Below are 17,681 nucleotides of genomic sequence, written 5' to 3'. Positions count from 1 at the left end.
CAGTGCTCCTTTCTCCCTGGCTTCAAATTCTCCCGAAGATCAATCGATTTCGCGGGAGCGCGGCTCACGGCGCACCGGGCCCTTGGCTCCGGCACTCGTCACGAACGGCCCGCCCTCCAGCGGAGCCTTGTCGCTGAACGCCACATCGGGCATCTCGCTCGGCCGCCCTGCCAATGGGAAATCTTTCCGCAAGGGATAAAATGGATAGCCCTCCCACATCAGGATCCGGCGCAGGTCCGGGTGGTCCTTGAAGCGGATCCCCATCATGTCGTAGACCTCGCGCTCGTGCCATTCGGCACCCGCCCACAGGGAGACCACGGAGGGAACCTCCTCGTCCTCCGCCACCTTCGCGCGGATCCGCAGGTGCTTGGAGTCGTTGATCGTCGCCAGCTCGTAGACCATTTCGAAACGCGGATGCTCCCCGAAGTGATCGAGGCTCGCCATGTCCAATAGCAGGTCGAACCCGGCCTCCTTACGACAGAACGCCATGATCGCGGCGAGTGAATCCAGCTTCACCTCCACGGTGTGCTCGCCACGGAAATCCACCGTTTCCACCACGCCCTCGGCCCACTTTTCGCGGATCGCTCCGATGTCTTGAATCGCCGTGCTCATGTCCGATCAGGAGGCCATGTCCTCCAGCATTTCCTTCTTTTGCTCCGCCAGCGAGTGCGTCTGGTCGATCTTTTCCTGCACCTTCATCAGGCCGTTGATCAGCGCCTCGGGCCGCGGCGGACAGCCGGAAATGTAGACGTCCACCGGGATCAACCGGTCGATCCCCTGCAGCGTCGCGTAGCTGCGATACATGCCGCCGCTCGAGGCGCAGGCACCCATCGCGATGCACCATTTCGGCTCCGGCATCTGGTCCCAGATCCGCTTCACGGCCAGGGCCATCTTGTAGGTCACCGTGCCGGAAACGATCATCACGTCCGCCTGCCGCGGGGAAAAACGCATCACCTCCATGCCGAAGCGCGACAGGTCGAAGCGCGAGCAGGCCGAGGCCATCATCTCGATCGCGCAGCACGCCAGCCCCATCGGCATGGGCCATAGCGAGTTCTTGCGCATCCAGTTCATCGCGGCGTCAACGCGGGTAACGATGACGTTGCCTTCGATCTTCGAATCGTAGGCCGCGTGGGCGATTTGCGAGTTGTCGGAAACCATGGCGAGCGGCCGGACCATGCCGCGCCCGCCCCCGCCCCTCAAGCGGTTTGTGAAAGTTTTCACAAGCTCCGGTCCGAACACTCCGCACTTTCCATTCCCCGCCACCACGCCTATTTCCCCGTGCCCATGAACCGCATCGACGCCACCTTCGCCCGGCTCCGTTCCGAAAATCGCAAGGCCTTCGTCGCCTACGTCTGCGCCGGCGATCCGTCGTTCGAGACCTCGCTGGAAGTCGTCCGCGCCCTCGCCGATGGCGGGGCCGATGTCATCGAGCTGGGCGTTCCGTTTTCCGACCCGCTGGCCGACGGCATCGTCAACCAGATGGCCGCCGACCGTGCTCTCAAGGCGGGCATGACCACCCCTCGCGTCCTCGACCTGATCCGCGCGTTCCGCGAAACGCACGACACCCCCATTATCCTTTTCACCTACCTCAATCCGGTCTTTACCTACGGCTACGAAAAGTTCCATGCCGATGCCGCCGCGGCTGGCGCCGATGGCATCCTGCTGCTCGACCTCCCGCCCGACGAAGCCCGGCTCAACACCGACCTCGCCCGCGGCGAGGGCCTGCGCCACATCCGCCTCATCGCCCCGACCACGCCCGATTCCCGCGTACCGCTCCTCGCCGAGGGTGCCGAGGGTTTCATCTACGCCCTCTCCCGCACCGGCGTCACCGGCGGCCACGTGGCCCCCTCCGAACAGATCGCCGACCAGGTCGCCCGCATCACCCGGCACACCGAAACGCCTGTCTGCGTCGGCTTCGGCATCACCACCGCCGAGCAGGCCGCCATGGTTGCCAAAGCCGGTTCCGGCGTGATCGTCGGCTCGGCCATCGTGAAGCAGATCGAACTTCACCCCGACCACGCCGCCCAAGCCGTCCGCGACTTCGTCACCCCCCTCATCGAGGCCACCCACGCCGCCTGATTTTTTTCCAAATCGGCAATCTTCCATCTTCAATCGGCAATCCCATGCTCCTCCACTTCTACAAGATGAACGGCGCCGGCAACGACTTCGTCGTCGTCGACAACCGCGACCTTTCCCTCAACCTGACCAAGGACCAGATCGAGCTCCTCTGCGACCGCCACCGCGGCGTCGGAGCCGATGGCTTGCTGGCCGTCGAGCCCGCGGAAAACGGAGCCGACTTCAAGTTCCGCTACTACAATGCCGACGGCGGCGAGGCCGAAATGTGCGGCAACGGCGCGCGCTGCTTCGGGCGCTTCACCTCCGCGCTCATGGAGGAGCTGCCGGAAAAGGTCAGCTTCGAGACCATCGCCGGCACGCTCGCCGCGGAGATTGTCGATGACAACATCCGCATCGCCATGTCCGAGCCGAAGGACCTCGCCATGGACAGCGGTGCCTCCGTGCCCGGCCTCGACACCACCCTGCACTTCATCAACACCGGCGTCCCCCACGTCGTCGCCTTCGTCGACAACGTCGCGGCCATCGACGTCCTCACCCACGGCCGCGCCATCCGCCACCACGAGCGCTTCTCCCCGAAGGGCACCAACGCCAACTTCGTTCAGATCCTCGAGCCCGGCCACATCGGCATCCGCACCTACGAGCGCGGTGTCGAGGACGAGACCCTCGCCTGCGGCACCGGCATGGTCGCCAGCGCCCTGCTCCACCACCTCATTACCGGTGCCCCCTCGCCCATCAAGGTCGATGTCAAAGGCGGCGACACCCTCGAAATCGGCTTCGAGCGCAGCGGCGACGCCGATTTCACCAACGTCACCCTCACCGGCCCCGCCGACTTCGTTTTCGAGGGTGATATCGAGATTTGACGCGCCTCGATATCATCTCTTGACATCACAACGTTATCATTTCATGCTATCACCATGAAACGCACGATTGTCGATCTCGAGCAGGACTCGATCAAGGCCTTGGACGACATCGCCAGTGACAGCGATACCTCGCGGGCTTCGGTCATGCGTGAAGCCGTGGCCGAATACATCGTCCGTCACAAGGACAGCACCCACCGGGCCCCGGTTCCGCTCGAAGGTTTTGGCTCACTCCACGGCCGCCTCGGCGACGGCCTCGCCTACCAGCAGGACCTCCGCTCCGAATGGGACTGAGGCCCTCAAGTCTTGTGTCTTGTGTCTGAATGTCTTGCGTCTCCCCACCATGACCGGCTGCTTCGACACCTGCATCCTCATCGATTTCCTCAACGGCATCCCGCAGGCGCAGGTCGCGATGTCACCCTACCACCGCCGCTGCATCAGCCGGATCACGTGGATGGAAATCATGGTCGGGGTCCGGGATTCAGCCGCCGAAGACGTCGCCCGCAGCTTCCTCTCGCAGTTTGACGTCATCGAGATCACCCCGGAAATCTCCGAGGCCGCCGTGACCTTGCGCCGTCACCACGTCCCCAAGCTCCGCCTGCCGGATGCCATCATCCTCGCCACCGCGCGATTGCTCGGCAGCCGACTGAGCACCCGCAACACGCGGGATTTCCCCGAGGAAAACAGCGACATCCACCTGCCTTACAAGCTCTGAGCGATGCCCGAGCTTCTCCTCATCGGCGGATCCAACGGCGCGGGAAAAACCACCTTCGCCCGCGAACTCCTGACCCACGAGCTGAAGGGCCTGCGTTTCCTCAACAACGACGAGATCGCCCGCGGACTATCGCCCTTCGACCCGTCGAGCGTCACTCGAAAAGCCGGCAGGATCCTTCTTGGCGAATACGCCGAGCTTGTCGGGAAAAGTCGCGACTTCGCGCTGGAGTCCACCCTTTCCGGTCGGGCCCACGCAGGGCTTCTGCGGGAAGCGCGTGAGGCAGGCTACCGCGTGACGCTTCATTTCCTCCATTTGCCGAGCGCCCGGATCTCGCTCGCCCGCGTCCGCCAGCGGGTGAAGATGGGCGGCCACGATGTGCCTGAGGCCGACGTCCTCCGCCGCTACGATCGGATCCTCGCCAATCTCACGGAACTCTACCTGCCGCTTGCTGACCGATGGCGGATCTGGAAGTCCCAGAACCTCCGCTTTGAGGCCTTGGCAACATCGGAAACCCTCATGGCAAGCGCCTTGACACCCGGACTCGCGCCCCGGCAGCCAGTTCCACTGAAACCCATGAAGTCTTCCGACCTTCCGGAAGACGCTCGGGTCGCCTTGAAAGCCCAACACCGCGCCGCCCGAAAACTCCGCGCCGAACACAAGCGCCTCGGCCTGCCGCTGATCGTTTGGAAAAACGGCAAGGTCGTCCGCGAGCCAACCTGAACTGCCAAGACCGCCCGGAGCGCCAAAGCAGGATTGGACAAACCGTCGCGGGGGTACATTCTCCCGCCCCATGAGCTTCCGAGGTACCTACACCGCTCTCATCACCCCCTTCCGTGACGGCCGAATTGACGAGCCCGCTTTCAAGGCGCTGATCGACCGCCAGGTCGAGGCCGGGATCGATGGCATCGTTCCCGTCGGCACCACGGGCGAGTCGCCCACGCTCGACATGGACGAGCACATCGAGGTCGTCCGCCTCGCCGTCGAATACGCCGCCGGCCGCTGCGAGGTCGTCGCCGGCACCGGCGCCAACGCCACCGATGAAGCCATCGAATTGACCGTCGCCGCGGAAAAGGCCGGCGCCACCGGCACGCTCCAGGTTTGCCCCTACTACAACAAGCCGTCCGCCGAGGGCCTCTACCAGCACTACAAGGCGATCGCCTCCGCCACCGCCCTGCCGGTGATGCTTTACAGCGTCCCCGGCCGCTCCGGGATCGAAATCCCGGTCGAGGTCGCCGCGAGGCTCGCCGCCGATTGCCCGACGGTCGTCTCGATCAAGGAAGCCGGTGGCTCGGTCGAGCGCATCAACCAGCTCGTCCAAGCCCTGCCCGACGGCTTTTCGATCCTCTCCGGCGATGACCCGCTCACGCTGCCCTTCATTTCCTGCGGTGCGATCGGCCTCGTCTCGGTCGCCTCGAACCTCGTCCCTGACGTCATGGTCCGGCTGGTCCGTGCCTGCCTGAACGGCGACTTCACCGAGGCCCTCGCCATGCAAAAGCAGTGGTATCCCCTGTTTCGCGGCCTGATGTCGCTCGACACCAACCCGGTCCCGATCAAGGAAGCTGTCGCGATGCAAGGCCACTGTGGCCGGGATTTCCGCCTGCCGCTGGTAGGCTTGGAGGAGGCCAAGCTCACAAAGCTGCGCCAACTTCTTGCATCATTCGACCTCATCGATTGAGGAAAATTGATGCAAACTATTTGACAAATCGCATCACGCCTCCAACCCTCTCGGCATGAGGATTACGGTCAGTTTGGATGACTCCGAGATTTCCGAAGTGCAGGAAATTACCGGAGAAACCCAAAAATCGAAAGCGGTAGCGAAGGCAGTGGGCGCGTTCATCCGCCAGTCACGAGCAGTCCGTTTCACGGAACGCGCAGCCGCGGGTGAGTTCGATGGTTGGTTCGACTGGCAGACATTCGAAGATGCGGAACGGGTGTCTCTGGAGGATGCCAAGCAAATGCAAGAACGCTTCGACGATCGTGGTGATCGTTGATACCAACGCTTGGATCGAGCTGTTCCGACGCTCCGGAGATCCAAGCGTCAAACTCGCCATGGGCCATTTGGTGAAGGCCGGGGAGGCTTATATGAGCGGTCCGGTGCTGATGGAGCTCATCTCGGGGGCTCGGCCTGACGACCTGCCGCGCCTGAAAAACTCGCTTCGCGCCTATCCAATGGCCCAAGATCCCCAACGATTGTGGATCGATGCCGGCTCGAATTACAGTCACCTTCGCGCACACGGAATCACCGTCCCGCGCGAAGACGTCCTGATCGCTACCGTGGCGCTCTTCCACCGTTGCCGTGTCTATTCGAGCGACAGCCACTTCCCCGCCATCGCCCCCATCCTCGGACTCAGGCTTTACACGCCCGGGCCAGGCGGCACGTTCGTCCCAGACAACTCATGAACCGCATCCTCGTCACCGGAAAATCCGGCCGCATGGGCCAGGCCATCATCGCCGCCACCGAAGCGAATCCTGAAACCGAAGTCGCCGTCACCCATGATGCCGGCGAGGACCTCGCCGCGTCCATCGCAGGCGTCGATACGGTCATCGATTTCACCATCCACTCCTTCACCAAGGACGTGCTGGAGGCCGCTGTGAAAAACGGCACCCGCCTCGTCATCGGCACCACCGGCCACTCGGACGAGGAACGCGCCGCGATCGCCGAGGCCGCCAAGACGCTGCCCATCGTCTTCGCCCCGAACTACTCGATCGGCGTCAACACCCTCTTCTGGCTCACCCGCAAGGCCGCGCAGATCCTCACCCAGGACCGCTTCGACATCGAGGTGACCGAAATGCACCACCGCCACAAGATCGACGCCCCCTCCGGCACCGCGCGCCGACTCCTCGAAATCCTCAACGAGGAAACCGGCACGACCTACGAGGACGACATCAAACACGGCCGCTTCGGCATCACCGGTGCCCGCACCCAGCGCGAGATCGGCATGCACACGCTGCGCGGCGGCGACGTCGTCGGCGACCATACCGTGATGTTCGCGGCCGATGGCGAACGCGTCGAGCTCACCCACAAGGCCTCCTCCCGCATGACCTTCGCCGCCGGTGCCGTCCGCGCCGCCGTCTGGCTCGCCGACAAGCCGGCAGGGCTCTACGACATGCAGGATGTGCTTGGGTTGAAGTGAGACGCGAGACGACAAGACCCAAGACGCAAGAGGCCGTCATTTAACTCCAACTCTTGTGTCTTGCGTCTCGAAATCTTGCATCTTCCGCAGGGCGGGGATCGCCCTCGGCTCGAATCTCGGCGACCGGCTCGCCCATCTCCGCGCCGCCCGTGATTTTTTCCGGGAAATGGCGGGCGGCGTTTTGATCCAGGCCTCGATCTATCAGACCACACCGGTCGCGTGTCCCGAGGGCTCGCCGGATTTCCTGAACACGGTCATCGAGTTCGACTTCGCCGGCAGTCCCCAGGACCTGCTGGCCGCGGCGATGGAAATCGAGCGCCGGCTTGGCCGCATTCGCTCGGAGAAGCACGGTCCGCGCACCCTTGATGCCGACCTGCTTTACTTGGGCGACCTCGTCGTTTCCGAGCCCGAGCTCGAGCTTCCCCACCCTCGGCTCACGCAGCGCCGCTTCGTGCTCGAGCCGCTTGCCGAGATCCGTCCGGATCTCCGTCTGCCGGGCGATCCGCTTTCCATCGCAGGGCACCTCCAGCATCTCGACACCACCGCGCCTCCGCTAAAAAAGGTCCACACCGATTGGTAGCGCCTCTTGCCACCCGTCACCCGAACCTCGAAACTCCCCCTGTGACCGGCCCCGAAAAAGCCCAAGCCCTGCGTGAACGGAAAGGCGGACGCCGCGTTTCCATGCTCACCGCCTACGACTACCCGACCGCCCGCCTGTTGGACGAATCGGGCATCGACGTCCTCCTCGTCGGCGACTCGCTCGGCATGGTCGTGCTCGGTTTTCCCGATACCACTCACGTCACGCTCGACCACATGCTGCACCACGTGGCCGCCGTCGCTCGCGCGAAACCGGAAGCCCTCATCATTGGCGATCTTCCCATCGACACCTATCCCGACCCAGACACCACGGTCGCCAATGCGCGCCGCCTCATCGACGCCGGCGCCGAGGCCGTGAAACTCGAAGGCGGCATCCGCCAGGCGGAAAAGGTCGCCGCGCTCACCGCCGCAGGCATCCCCGTCTGCGGCCACCTCGGCATGCTGCCGCAGCGGGTGCTCGAAGAAGGCGGCTACAAGAAGAAAGGCCGCACGCCGGAACAGGTCGAGTGGCTGCGCGACGGCTGCCAGGCCCTCGTCGAGGCCGGCGTGTTCGCCATCGTGCTGGAGAGCGTCATCCCCGAGGTCGCCGCCCAGCTCACCGCCGAGCTGCCGGTTCCGACCATCGGCATCGGCTGCGGGGAAACCACCTGCGATGGCGAAGTCGCGGTCGTCACCGATCTGGTCGGCTCCTACCCATGGTTCGTCCCGCCCTTTGCCAAGCCGGAGGCCGACGTTTCCTCCTCCATCCGCGCGGCGGCCGAGGCCTACCGGCGGCGCGTGCAGGGCCCATGATTTCCCCGGAAAAACAAGCCGCGCTGGAAGAGCGCATGGCCAAGCTCGGCGTCATCGAGGCCGATCTGACAGAAAAATTCATCCTCGGCTCCGGCTCCGGCGGCCAAAAGATCAACAAGACCCACTCCTGCGTTTACCTCAAGCACGAGCCCAGCGGTCTGGAGGTGAAATGCCAGTCCTCCCGCTCGCGCGAGCTCAACCGCTTCCACGCCCGCAAGGAACTCTGCGACACGCTCGACGACATCCGCCTCGGCAAGGCGTCCAAGCGCAAGCAGGAGCAGGAAAAGATCCGCCGCCAGAAGCGTCGTCGCTCGCGCCGGTCCAAGCAGCGCTCGGTCGAGGACAAGCGCATCCTCTCGCGGAAAAAGAACCTCCGTAGATCCCCCGGGCGCGACGATTGAGCCTAACCATCTGGCCCGCCGGACGTTTCCTACCCGACTTCGATGATCTTCCGGTTCTCGCTGTATGGCTTCCTGAAAAACCTCCGCTTTTTCGAGGCCTTCCTGATCCTCGCCCTGCGCGAGCGCGGTTTTGATTTCCTCGCCATCGGCACGCTGATCTCGGTCCGGGAAATCACCACCCACATCCTGGAGATCCCCTCGGGAGCCGCGGCCGACGCCTGGGGCCGAAAGCTCTGCATGGTGGGAAGCATGAGCGCCTACGTCGCCTGTTTCCTGTTGCTCGGCGCGGCGCAGAGCTTTGCTCCGCTGGCGGCGGCCATGGTGCTGTATGGCCTCGGCGACGCCTTCCGCTCCGGCACCCACAAGGCGATGATCTACGCCTGGCTGCGCGAGCAGGGTCGCCAGTCGGAAAAGACCGCCGTCTATGGCTACACCCGTTCGTGGTCGAAGAAAGGCTCCGCCATTTCCGCACTGATCGCCGCGGCGCTGGTGTCGTGGTCGGGCAGTTATGCCTCGGTGTTTTACTGGAGCGCGCTGCCCTCGTTGCTGAATGTCATCAATCTCGCCACCTATCCGAAGTCGCTCGACATCGGCTGCGCCGGCTTTCGAAAAGGCGTGCTCAAGGCCGCCTTCGCGACCCTGGCCGATTCGTTCCGCGAGTTCCGCCAGCACAGGCCGCTGCGGCGATTGGTAGGCGACTCGCTGGCCATGGAAGGCGGCTATGAGGTGGTGAAGGACTACCTTCAGCCCGTGCTGCAGACCGCCGCGCTCACCTTGCCGATCATGGGGGGCGGCGACCCGCTCAGCCGCACCGCATGGATCACCGGCATCACCTACGCGCTGGTCTTCTTCCTCGGCAGCGCGGCCTCGCGCCGGGCGCACCGATGGGAGGAGTGGGCCGGCGGCAGCGAGGCAGCCACCCGCCGCCTGCTGGGAATCAGCGGCCTGATTCTCGGGCTGCTGCCGCTCGCCCTGCTCGCCGGGCTGCCGTGGGTCGCGGCCCTGGCATTCGTCGGGCTCGGCGTGCTCCAGAATCTCTGGCGACCGATCCAGGTCGGTCGTTTCGACGATCATTCGTCGGAAGGCATCGGCGCCACCGTGCTGAGCGTGGAGGCCCAGGCGAAATCGGTGGCGGCCGCGCTTTGGGCTCCGCTTCTGGGTGCTTGCATCGACGTGCATGCGCGCGGCGACGAAGCCGTCGCGATCTCCTCCCTATGGCCGATCTGTCTCCCGGCGCTCCCGCTCGTGCTGGCTTGGGCTTGTCGTTTCCGACGGACCACGGTTGCGTAGATTCACCATCCAAGACAACTCCGTCGTCGCTCGTTGCGGGATCTAACCAATGGACATTGGACCCGTTGGCTGAATCTCCCGCAACCGATGCACCGACCCGCTCTTTCCACCCGCTTCGCTCTTCAGCGCCTCAGTTTTCTCGGGCTCACTGCCTGCAGTTTCCTTCCGCACGCCAGCGCCCGGGAAAAACCGGACAACCGCCTCGACCCGCTGACCGTCGAGGCCGATCGGGTGGAGAAGAAAGTCGACTACGCCGCCACGACCGCGAAGACCGCCACCCGCACCGATGTCCCGCTTCAGGAAACGCCGCTTTCGATCCAGGTGGTGCCCCATGAAATCATCGAGGACCAGAACGCCACGCGGCTGAAGGACGTGTATCGCAACGTCAGCAGCGTGGCCCCGGTGAAGACCGAAGGCCGGGGCATTCAGTTCGAGGACGCCTACGTGCGCGGCTTTTCCCAGCGCCTCGCGCTCGATGGCGTCCAGCTCTACACCATGCCCACGCTGAACCTCGCCGGGATCGACCGCGTCGAGGTCCTCAAGGGCCCGTCTTCCGCCCTCTACGGTGCGATGGAGCCCGGCGGCATGGTCAATGCGCTGGCCAAGACGGCGGGCTTCAACCCCTCCTCCTCGATCTACGGCGAATATGGTAGCTACGATTCCTACCGTGCCGGTGCCGACCTCGGCTGGGCCTTCGGCGATGACGTTGCGATCCGCTTCATCGGCGACTACCACGACAGCGAGACCTTCCGGGATTTCCTCGACTATCGCTCGATCCTCATCGCGCCCAGCGTGACCTGGAACCTCTCGGACGACACCCGCCTGACCTCGTGGATGTGGTATCAGAACCTCGAGCGCCCGGTCGACAACGGCATCGCCTTCTCCCCGACCGGCCAGCCGGTAGGGCCCGTGAACCAGAATCTCATCGGCCCCGGCCACAACACCCAGTTCATCGACGACTACGTTTACAGCCTGCAGCTGGAGCACGATTTCAGCGAAGACTTCACTCTCCGCGCTCGGGCGCTGGTTCATCATTTCGATGGAAAAAACGATGCCTTCCGCTGGTCGCCCGGCACCGGAAATACGGTCAGTGCCTACCTTGACACGTCGAGTTTCGGGAACTGGGAGTATGATCTCGTCACCGACGCCCTGTGGAAATTCGAGTTCGGTCCGACCAAGCACCAGCTCCTCGCCGGGTTCGAGTTCGATCGCACGGACTACACTTATGATCGCCTGGTCGGCTCGCGTTTCGCCGTGCCGATCTTCGGGGTCACCAACCCGACCGGTCCCTTTCCGCTCACTCCGGGTGCCTATCGGCAAAACACGGTCACGGAGGCTTGGTCCGGCTTCCTCCAGGACCAGATCGACGCCCTCGACGACAAGCTCCACGTGCTGCTCGGCGGTCGTTTCGACTACTACGACCAGTACACCCGCTCGTTTTCGACCGGGGCCGAATCCTGGCAGGACGACACCGGCCTGACCGGCCGCGCCGGCGTGGTCTACGACCTCAATCCCTGCGTCTCTCTCTACGGCAACGTTAGTAGTTCCTTCAACCCGAACACCGCCGGGCGCAGCCTCAATGCCACGGGGGAGCCGATCGATCCCACGACCGGCATCCAGTACGAGGCCGGCACGAAGTTCTCCTACTTCGAAGACCGCCTTTCCCTCACCGCCGCGGTCTATCAGGTCACGCAGGAGAACGTCCCCGTCACCGATCCCAACAACCCCGGCTTCGTTCTCAACGGCGGCGAACTGCGCAGCACCGGCTTCGAGTTCGACGTGCTCGGCGAGATCACGCCGAACCTCCATGTCATCGGCAACTACGCCTACACCGACACCGAGGTGCTCAACTCCTCCTCGCTGCCCCTCGGCGCCCGCTTCGCCAACATCCCGCTGCACTCCGGCAGCCTGTGGCTGAAATACGACTTCACCTCCGGTCCGCTCGATGGCTTCGGGCTCGGTGCCGGCGTCTTCGCGGCCAGTTCGAAGTCCGGCGACAACAACGGCAGCTTCGACCTGCCCGGCTACGCCCGCATTGATGCCGCCGCGTGGTATCGCATGAACCTGCCCCACGGCGAGGAGCTGAAGTTCCAGCTCAACGTCATGAACGTGCTCGACCGCACCTACTATGAGTCCTCGACCAGTACCGCCAACGTCCAGCCCGGCACTCCGCTTGCCGCCACCGCCCGATGCACCTTGACGTTCTGAACGGCGTCACCGCCGACTTCGAATCCGCCCGCCGGCTCAAGGTCGTCTTCCAGCAAGGCTGGAACCACCCGGACCGCGTGAAGGGCTGGGTCGGCGGCGCGCTGCACGCCGAGTTCCACGATCCCGGCTGCCGCCAGGCGTGGAAAGATGCGCTGAGCGAGGCCGCCGGCACCACGCCGAGCGACCGCGCTCTCGACCTCGGCACCGGCCCCGGCACGATCTCGTCGATGTGGGCGGAGCTGGGTTTCCGCACCACGGCCATCGATTTCGCGCCGAACATGCTCGAGGCCGGCCAGCGCCTCGCGGCCGAGCGTGGGCTGACGCTGGAGTTCATCGAGGGCGATGCCGAAGACCCCCCGGTCGGCGAGCGGCGTTTCGGCGTCATCTCGACGCGCTTCGTCCTCTACACCCTGCCCCACCCGGGCTACGCGATCCGCCGCTGGGTGCAGCTCCTGGAGCCGGGCGGAAAACTGGTGCTCATCGGGCACGATCGGGATCAAGGGCAGGCGTCCGGCTCGACCGAAGTCCGCGCGCCGAGGAAGCACGGCTGGCAAGTCGGCGAGGACTATCGCGCCGCACTCGACCGGCTTCCCTTCATGGACCACAAGGCGAGCGACCTGCAGGTCGTGATGGAGGCCGCCGGCATGAGCGAGATCCGCAAGCTGGCGGTGACCGGCCTCGACGAAGCGCGCGAAAGGCTGCGCGAGGATCAGCCCGAGGTCCCGGTCGGCAGCACCACGCCCTACATCGTGGTGGGTCGGAAATGATTGCCCCCGCATGAAACGACTCTCCCGTCCCGTGATGCTCGCCGCTGTCGTGGCGGCGTTGGTCGTCGTTGGCATCCTGGTGCTCATCCGCGGCGGAAACGACGCCACCATCATCGGGAACGACTCGGAAACCCCGGTCCAGGCTGGGGGCGGCTACACGGTGAACCTTTCGCCGGCCGGCGACGTGTACTTCGACAGAATTCCGAAGCGCGTGGTGACCATGGACGCCAACTACAACGACATGCTGGTCGCCGTGCATCAGGGTGAAAAGATGGTCGCCACCGGCTACCGCGACAATTTCCACGACGAATACTACGAACGGATCGACGGCCTTCAAACCGGCTACGATCCCGGCTCCGTCGCCTTCCTTTCCGCCCCCGGCGGCGGCATGTTCGACAAGGAGTTGCTCTACGCGCTCGATGCCGACGTCCACCACATCGACCCCCTCCAGTTGGCCCACACGCGCGGCTGGAGCCAGGCCGACGTCGATGAAATCACCCGCAACGTCGCCCCTTTCATCGCCAACCGCTACAGCCGTGAGAACAGCCATCCAGGCAACGCACCCTACACTTACTATTCGCTCTGGCAGCTCTCGGAAAAGATCGCCGAGGTCTATCAGAGGCCCGAGGCCATCCGCCGGCTCCAACAGATCGGCGAGCGCATGGTTTCCGAAATCCAGGCCAAGCTCCCTGCCGAGGACCAACGCCCGCGGGTCGGGCTGGTGTTTTACTCGCGCGGGAAATTCGTGCCCTACAGCCTGACTCACGGCGGCTTCGGCCAAGCTCATTATCGCGATGTCGGCGCACGCGATGCCTTCACCGGCATCGAGGACCGGACCTACGGTGCCTCTAGTGGTGGACCCACCGGCTCGCCGCTCGATGCGGAAGGATTGGTGTCGCTCGATCCCGACGTGCTGATCATGCCCTTCGCCATCTATCCGGGTAATGCGCACGAAAGCTACCTCCAGCTGCTGGCGCTCAAGGAGGATCCGCTGGTCGGCCGGGTGAAGGCTTTTGAAAATGGCCGCGTCTATCCCGGCGGCACTCCGCTTCAGGGGCCGGTGTTCTACCTGTTCCAGCTCGAAATGGCGGCCAAGCAAATCTACCCGGAGATCTTCGGCGAGTTCCGGCAGGACCTGGCTTATCCTCGCGAGGAGTGGCTGTTCGATCGCGACGAGGTCGCCGGCCTCCTACGGGAGGACGACAAGTGACGACCGCGACGCCAACCCGCCTGCCACTCGCCCGGGTGGCGATCATTTCCCTGGTGCTCATCGCGCTCGCGGGCATGGCGCAACTCGTCTTTGGATCCTACTCGATCGACGTGGCAGGCGTGCTGAAGTCTTTGGCCGATGGCGACCTCTGGGGGCACCCGTCGACCCTCGCCCACCTCGTGCTCGGTGACTCGCTCGCCGGTTCGCTCGGTTTCGGCTCGGCCGGAACGATCTCCACGGAAACGCTCATCGTGTGGAACGTGCGCCTGCCCCGCGTGTTGGCGGCGATCCTGGTCGGCATCAATCTCAGCCTCGCCGGCACGATCCTTCAGGCCGTCACCCGCAACGAAATGGCCAGCCCTTATCTTCTCGGCATGAGCTCCGGGGCCGGGCTCGCCATCATGGTGGTGTTGGTACTTTTCCCGGCCCTCACCCCCGCCCTGCCGGCGATCGCCATGATCGGCGGCGGCGTGGCTTTCTTGACCGTCTACGCCATCGCCTGGAATCGCGGCACGAGTCCGGTGCGGCTGGTGTTGGCGGGCGTGGTCGTCGGGGCGATCGCCGGCTCGCTTCAGACCGGGCTGTTCTTTCTCGCGAAGGATCTCAGCGTCATCCAGAACGCGCTCGCCTGGACCACCGGCTCGCTGACCGGAGCCGGCTGGGTGCAGGTCCGGCAGATCGCGCCGTGGACGCTGATCAGCGTTCTGTTAGGGTTTGCCTCGTCACGACAGCTCGATGTGCTCCACCTCGGCGATGCCGCCGCACTGTCGCTCGGCATGCGGGTGGAAAGAACGCGCTTCCTGCTGGCGGCCATCGCCATCGTCGCCACCGGCTCGGCGGTCGCGGTGGCGGGACTGGTCGGCTTCGTCGGACTGATCGTGCCGCACGTCGTCCGCAGCCTGGTCGGCAGCTCGTCGCGACGACTCCTCACCGGCTGCGTCTTCGCCGGCCCCGCTCTGTTGATTTCCGCGGACGCGGTCGCCCGTCTCGCCGCGCGGCCGGTGCAACTCCCGGTTGGCATCGTCACCGGCTGCCTTGGCGGTGTCTTTTTCCTCTACCTGATGCGGCAGCGCCGTCGATTCGGAAAGCCATGACCGATCCACCGTCCACGCCGCCGGCCTTGGCCGGAAACGACCTCCGGCTCCGCTACGACGCGAAGCTGCCGCAAGTGCTGCACGGCGTTTCCCTCGACATCCCGGCGGGAAAAATCACCTCGCTGATCGGTCCCAACGGCTCCGGAAAAAGCACCCTGCTCAAGGCCCTCGCCCGACAGCTCGCGCCGGAGTCGGGCACGGTCCTACTCGATGGCCGCTCGATCCACGACCTGCCCGCGCGCGAGTTCGCGAGAACCCTCGGCATCCTTTTCCAAGAGCATCGCGCGCCGGGCGAGACCACCGTGGAGGAGCTGGCCATGCACGGCCGCTATCCCCACGGACGATTCCTGCACGGCCCCAGCGAGCGGGATTTTGAAGCCGTCGAGGAGGCCCTGCGCCTCACCGACCTCACCGGCCTGCGCGACCGACCCGTCAACGAACTCAGCGGCGGCCAGCGGCAGCTCGCCTGGATCGCGATGGCGCTCGCCCAGGAAACCCGGTTCCTGTTTCTCGACGAACCGACCACCTTCCTCGATCTCGCCCACCAGTTCGACTTGATGGACCTCGTCGTGCGGCTCAACCGCGAGATGAGAAAAACCCTCGTTCTGGTGCTGCACGATCTCAATCTGGCAGCCCGCTACTCGCATCAATTGGTCGCACTCCACGAGGGCAGGATCGCCTGCCAAGGCGCTCCCGATGAAGTCCTCACGCCGGCGATGCTTCGTGAGGTTTTTGAGATCGAAGCCACCATTCTCCGCGACGACTACGACCGTCTCCACTGCGTGCCGGAGGGCCGGTCCCGTCAGTCCTGATCCTGCGGAGCGAGCCGGGGCCCGAGGCGGGAAAGATCGGCGATGCAAGCGTCGACCAAGCCCTCGTCGAGATGATGAACGTCCTGCCCGCGGCCGAGTTCGCGCAGCAGCAGCACGGTCAGCTCGCCGCCGAGGTGCTCGCGGAATTCCTGGAGGCCTTCGTGGACGCGACGCCGGCCGGCCTCGTCGCGGATGTCCAAGGTTTCGTGCCACACCGGCAGCTTCAGCGTTTCCAACACGCCCAACACCCGTTCGGCATCGCATTCGCGGAGCAGCCCGCAGCGGGCGGAGTAAAGCGTATCAAGTGCCAGACCGACACCTACCGCGTGCGCATGGCTGAGCGTGAAACCGCTGAGCTGCTCGAGCTTGTGAGCGGCCCAGTGACCGAAGTCCAACGGCCTGCTGCTGCCCGTTTCAAAAGGATCGCCGCCTTCCGCGATGTGCCGGGCGTGAGCCAGGGCCGAGCGTTCGACGCACTCCTCGAACACCGCCTCTTCCATCGCAGCCAGCGCATCGGCATGTTCGAGGATCCAGCGGAAAAAATCGCCATCCTTGACCAGCGCGACCTTCACCGCCTCGACCAGCCCTGCGCGCTTGGTTTCCTCATCCTGAGTATGGAGAAACGCAAAGTCGTTCACCACTGCGAAGGGCACCGCGAACGAACCGATCCAGTTCTTTTTGCCGAAGCCGTTGATCGCGCATTTCACTCCCACGCCGCTGTCGTCCTGGGAAAGCGTGGTGGTGGGAAAACGGACCAGTCGCACCCCGCGGTGGGCGGTCGCGGCCGCGTAGCCGACCGCATCGAGAAACGCCCCGCCGCCGATGACCAGCAGGTAGGAGTGGCGGTCGATGTGTTGCTCCTCGATCCGCTGCCAGACTTGGCGAACCAAGGCGTCGTCGTTTTTCACCGGCTCCCCGCCAGGCAGCACGAGCGCGCCGCGCCAGTCGAAGCCGAGATCCGCGAAGTAGGCCTCCATTTGGCCGATCAGGCCGGGCCAGGCCGAGGCGACCGAGTCCTCGACCGCAACCAGCACCCTTCGTCCCCCGCCCTCGTCAAGAAGCTCGCGGACCAAGGCGTTGTCGGGCGAGAAGGCATCGCGCGTGAAGCACACCCGGTGCTTGAAGGTCACAGGAATATGGAAATCGTGTCGGGACATCAGCGGCGGCGGAAGCTGCCTCCGATACGCCCGGGATCCAACCGATATTGCCCGCATGATCGAAACGCTTTTTGAAACCCGCTGGCTCGGCGTTTACCGCGACGGTCACTGGGACTTCGTCCGCCGCCCGAATGCTGACGCCGCCGTGGGCATCCTGGCGGTAACGCCCGATGACAAGCTACTGCTGGTCGAGCAATTCCGGATCCCGATGCAAAAACGTGTCATCGAGATCCCCGCGGGACTGGTTGGGGACGAGGAGGAGTTTCAGGGTGAGGACCTGGCCGAGACCGCACGCCGCGAGCTGCTGGAGGAAACAGGCTACCGGGCGGGATCCATCGAGCTGCTGCTGAGTTCCCCGACCTCGGCCGGGATGACCAGCGAGACGACGCACATCTATCTCGCCCGCGACCTCGAAAAAGCCGGGCCCGGCGGCGGCACGGGCGCCGAGGACATCCTCGTGCACGAAGTTCCCCTCGGAGAAGTCCGGGGTTTCCTGCGGGAAAAGGAAGCGTCCGGGTGCCTGGTGGACTTCAAGATCCAGGCGGCGCTGTGGCAGGCGGGCCTGGCTTGA

General features: G+C 64.8%; 22 protein-coding genes. 19 read left to right on the top strand and 3 right to left on the bottom strand.

Translation table 11 applies throughout. The annotated features are described in order from the left end of the window. Positions 1-39: 39 nt before the first annotated feature. Entirely contained in the window at positions 40-612 is a 573-nt protein-coding gene (locus tag ABXH26_RS07520) for an NADH-quinone oxidoreductase subunit C (RefSeq protein WP_353566432.1), read from the bottom strand. 6 nt (positions 613-618) lie between these two features. Further along, a complete protein-coding gene (gene nuoB, locus ABXH26_RS07515; protein ID WP_353566540.1) occupies positions 619-1,158 on the bottom strand; it encodes an NADH-quinone oxidoreductase subunit NuoB in 540 nt (179 codons plus the stop codon). Positions 1,159-1,284: 126 nt separating this feature from the next. Here nuoB and trpA point away from each other — a divergent pair, with 126 nt between their 5' ends. The 18 genes from trpA to ABXH26_RS07425 all read left to right on the top strand — a co-directional run bounded on the left by trpA (position 1,285) and on the right by ABXH26_RS07425 (position 15,953). Then, complete coding sequence (gene trpA, locus ABXH26_RS07510) at positions 1,285-2,079, top strand: tryptophan synthase subunit alpha (protein WP_353566431.1); 795 nt, start codon at positions 1,285-1,287, stop codon at positions 2,077-2,079. A gap of 44 nt (positions 2,080-2,123) precedes the next feature. Further along, positions 2,124-2,936 carry a diaminopimelate epimerase gene (gene dapF, locus ABXH26_RS07505; RefSeq protein ID WP_353566430.1) on the top strand — a complete coding sequence of 271 codons (813 nt, stop codon included), beginning with the start codon at positions 2,124-2,126 and terminating at the stop codon, positions 2,934-2,936. Positions 2,937-2,990: 54 nt separating this feature from the next. After that, positions 2,991-3,227, top strand: coding sequence for a ribbon-helix-helix domain-containing protein (locus tag ABXH26_RS07500; RefSeq protein ID WP_353566429.1), 237 nt, complete (start codon positions 2,991-2,993; stop codon positions 3,225-3,227). A gap of 34 nt (positions 3,228-3,261) precedes the next feature. Beyond that, on the top strand, positions 3,262-3,648 hold the full coding sequence (locus ABXH26_RS07495; RefSeq protein WP_353566428.1) for a type II toxin-antitoxin system VapC family toxin: 387 nt from the start codon (positions 3,262-3,264) through the stop codon (positions 3,646-3,648). A 3-nt stretch (positions 3,649-3,651) separates the two neighbouring features. Further along, complete coding sequence (locus ABXH26_RS07490; protein WP_353566427.1) at positions 3,652-4,368, top strand: ATPase; 717 nt, start codon at positions 3,652-3,654, stop codon at positions 4,366-4,368. Between the two features lie 70 nt (positions 4,369-4,438). Beyond that, positions 4,439-5,323 carry a 4-hydroxy-tetrahydrodipicolinate synthase gene (gene dapA, locus ABXH26_RS07485; protein ID WP_353566426.1) on the top strand — a complete coding sequence of 295 codons (885 nt, stop codon included), beginning with the start codon at positions 4,439-4,441 and terminating at the stop codon, positions 5,321-5,323. Positions 5,324-5,378: 55 nt separating this feature from the next. Continuing rightward, positions 5,379-5,639 carry a type II toxin-antitoxin system VapB family antitoxin gene (locus ABXH26_RS07480; protein ID WP_353566425.1) on the top strand — a complete coding sequence of 87 codons (261 nt, stop codon included), beginning with the start codon at positions 5,379-5,381 and terminating at the stop codon, positions 5,637-5,639. Beyond that, positions 5,626-6,048 carry a PIN domain-containing protein gene (locus tag ABXH26_RS07475; RefSeq protein ID WP_353566424.1) on the top strand — a complete coding sequence of 141 codons (423 nt, stop codon included), beginning with the start codon at positions 5,626-5,628 and terminating at the stop codon, positions 6,046-6,048. The genes ABXH26_RS07480 and ABXH26_RS07475 overlap by 14 nt, the downstream gene beginning before the upstream one ends. Further along, complete coding sequence (gene dapB, locus ABXH26_RS07470; RefSeq protein WP_353566423.1) at positions 6,045-6,782, top strand: 4-hydroxy-tetrahydrodipicolinate reductase; 738 nt, start codon at positions 6,045-6,047, stop codon at positions 6,780-6,782. The genes ABXH26_RS07475 and dapB overlap by 4 nt, the downstream gene beginning before the upstream one ends. A gap of 55 nt (positions 6,783-6,837) precedes the next feature. Beyond that, positions 6,838-7,362, top strand: a complete 525-nt coding sequence (folK, locus tag ABXH26_RS07465; RefSeq protein WP_353566422.1) for a 2-amino-4-hydroxy-6-hydroxymethyldihydropteridine diphosphokinase — start codon at positions 6,838-6,840, stop codon at positions 7,360-7,362. Between the two features lie 41 nt (positions 7,363-7,403). After that, positions 7,404-8,171, top strand: a complete 768-nt coding sequence (panB, locus tag ABXH26_RS07460; RefSeq protein ID WP_353566421.1) for a 3-methyl-2-oxobutanoate hydroxymethyltransferase — start codon at positions 7,404-7,406, stop codon at positions 8,169-8,171. Next, on the top strand, positions 8,168-8,572 hold the full coding sequence (locus ABXH26_RS07455) for a peptide chain release factor family protein (RefSeq protein WP_353566420.1): 405 nt from the start codon (positions 8,168-8,170) through the stop codon (positions 8,570-8,572). The genes panB and ABXH26_RS07455 overlap by 4 nt, the downstream gene beginning before the upstream one ends. A gap of 42 nt (positions 8,573-8,614) precedes the next feature. Next, positions 8,615-9,862, top strand: coding sequence for an MFS transporter (locus ABXH26_RS07450; RefSeq protein ID WP_353566419.1), 1,248 nt, complete (start codon positions 8,615-8,617; stop codon positions 9,860-9,862). An 87-nt stretch (positions 9,863-9,949) separates the two neighbouring features. Continuing rightward, a complete protein-coding gene (locus tag ABXH26_RS07445; RefSeq protein ID WP_353566418.1) occupies positions 9,950-12,070 on the top strand; it encodes a TonB-dependent receptor in 2,121 nt (706 codons plus the stop codon). After that, positions 12,052-12,837, top strand: coding sequence for a class I SAM-dependent methyltransferase (locus tag ABXH26_RS07440; protein ID WP_353566417.1), 786 nt, complete (start codon positions 12,052-12,054; stop codon positions 12,835-12,837). Before ABXH26_RS07445 ends, ABXH26_RS07440 begins: the two co-directional genes overlap by 19 nt. A gap of 10 nt (positions 12,838-12,847) precedes the next feature. Continuing rightward, positions 12,848-14,047, top strand: a complete 1,200-nt coding sequence (locus tag ABXH26_RS07435) for an ABC transporter substrate-binding protein (RefSeq protein WP_353566416.1) — start codon at positions 12,848-12,850, stop codon at positions 14,045-14,047. Beyond that, positions 14,044-15,141, top strand: a complete 1,098-nt coding sequence (locus tag ABXH26_RS07430; RefSeq protein WP_353566415.1) for a FecCD family ABC transporter permease — start codon at positions 14,044-14,046, stop codon at positions 15,139-15,141. Before ABXH26_RS07435 ends, ABXH26_RS07430 begins: the two co-directional genes overlap by 4 nt. Beyond that, the gene (locus tag ABXH26_RS07425; protein ID WP_353566414.1) at positions 15,138-15,953 is read left to right on the top strand and encodes an ABC transporter ATP-binding protein; all 816 of its coding nucleotides are present in this window, start codon (positions 15,138-15,140) and stop codon (positions 15,951-15,953) included. Before ABXH26_RS07430 ends, ABXH26_RS07425 begins: the two co-directional genes overlap by 4 nt. Here the strand turns inward: ABXH26_RS07425 and ABXH26_RS07420 are convergent. Continuing rightward, positions 15,944-17,110 (bottom strand): 3-dehydroquinate synthase, encoded by a 1,167-nt coding sequence (locus ABXH26_RS07420; protein WP_353566413.1) that lies wholly within the window; start codon positions 17,108-17,110, stop codon positions 15,944-15,946. The two genes, ABXH26_RS07425 and ABXH26_RS07420, sit on opposite strands and share 10 nt — an antisense overlap. Before the next feature lie 55 nt (positions 17,111-17,165). Here ABXH26_RS07420 and ABXH26_RS07415 point away from each other — a divergent pair, with 55 nt between their 5' ends. Then, complete coding sequence (locus ABXH26_RS07415; RefSeq protein WP_353566412.1) at positions 17,166-17,681, top strand: NUDIX hydrolase; 516 nt, start codon at positions 17,166-17,168, stop codon at positions 17,679-17,681.

The organism is Haloferula sargassicola (genome assembly GCF_040362925.1).
Taxonomy (GTDB): domain Bacteria; phylum Verrucomicrobiota; class Verrucomicrobiia; order Verrucomicrobiales; family Akkermansiaceae; genus Haloferula; species Haloferula sargassicola.
The sequence above is the reverse complement of the archived record's forward strand: the minus strand, read 5'-3'. Positions and strand labels throughout refer to the sequence as shown.

Excerpts from the sequence above, each read along its gene's own strand:
- trpA (WP_353566431.1), top strand. The coding sequence starts at position 1,285 with ATGAACCGCATCGACGCCACCTTCGCCCGGCTCCGTTCCGAAAATCGC.
- nuoB (WP_353566540.1), bottom strand. The coding sequence starts at position 1,158 with ATGGTTTCCGACAACTCGCAAATCGCCCACGCGGCCTACGATTCGAAG.
- ABXH26_RS07445 (WP_353566418.1), top strand. The coding sequence starts at position 9,950 with ATGCACCGACCCGCTCTTTCCACCCGCTTCGCTCTTCAGCGCCTCAGT.
- ABXH26_RS07440 (WP_353566417.1), top strand. The coding sequence starts at position 12,052 with ATGCACCTTGACGTTCTGAACGGCGTCACCGCCGACTTCGAATCCGCC.
- ABXH26_RS07420 (WP_353566413.1), bottom strand. The coding sequence starts at position 17,110 with ATGTCCCGACACGATTTCCATATTCCTGTGACCTTCAAGCACCGGGTG.
- ABXH26_RS07520 (WP_353566432.1), bottom strand. The coding sequence starts at position 612 with ATGAGCACGGCGATTCAAGACATCGGAGCGATCCGCGAAAAGTGGGCC.
- ABXH26_RS07450 (WP_353566419.1), top strand. The coding sequence starts at position 8,615 with ATGATCTTCCGGTTCTCGCTGTATGGCTTCCTGAAAAACCTCCGCTTT.
- ABXH26_RS07455 (WP_353566420.1), top strand. The coding sequence starts at position 8,168 with ATGATTTCCCCGGAAAAACAAGCCGCGCTGGAAGAGCGCATGGCCAAG.
- ABXH26_RS07425 (WP_353566414.1), top strand. The coding sequence starts at position 15,138 with ATGACCGATCCACCGTCCACGCCGCCGGCCTTGGCCGGAAACGACCTC.
- dapF (WP_353566430.1), top strand. The coding sequence starts at position 2,124 with ATGCTCCTCCACTTCTACAAGATGAACGGCGCCGGCAACGACTTCGTC.
- ABXH26_RS07500 (WP_353566429.1), top strand. The coding sequence starts at position 2,991 with ATGAAACGCACGATTGTCGATCTCGAGCAGGACTCGATCAAGGCCTTG.
- ABXH26_RS07415 (WP_353566412.1), top strand. The coding sequence starts at position 17,166 with ATGATCGAAACGCTTTTTGAAACCCGCTGGCTCGGCGTTTACCGCGAC.
- dapB (WP_353566423.1), top strand. The coding sequence starts at position 6,045 with ATGAACCGCATCCTCGTCACCGGAAAATCCGGCCGCATGGGCCAGGCC.
- ABXH26_RS07480 (WP_353566425.1), top strand. The coding sequence starts at position 5,379 with ATGAGGATTACGGTCAGTTTGGATGACTCCGAGATTTCCGAAGTGCAG.
- ABXH26_RS07490 (WP_353566427.1), top strand. The coding sequence starts at position 3,652 with ATGCCCGAGCTTCTCCTCATCGGCGGATCCAACGGCGCGGGAAAAACC.
- dapA (WP_353566426.1), top strand. The coding sequence starts at position 4,439 with ATGAGCTTCCGAGGTACCTACACCGCTCTCATCACCCCCTTCCGTGAC.
- ABXH26_RS07435 (WP_353566416.1), top strand. The coding sequence starts at position 12,848 with ATGAAACGACTCTCCCGTCCCGTGATGCTCGCCGCTGTCGTGGCGGCG.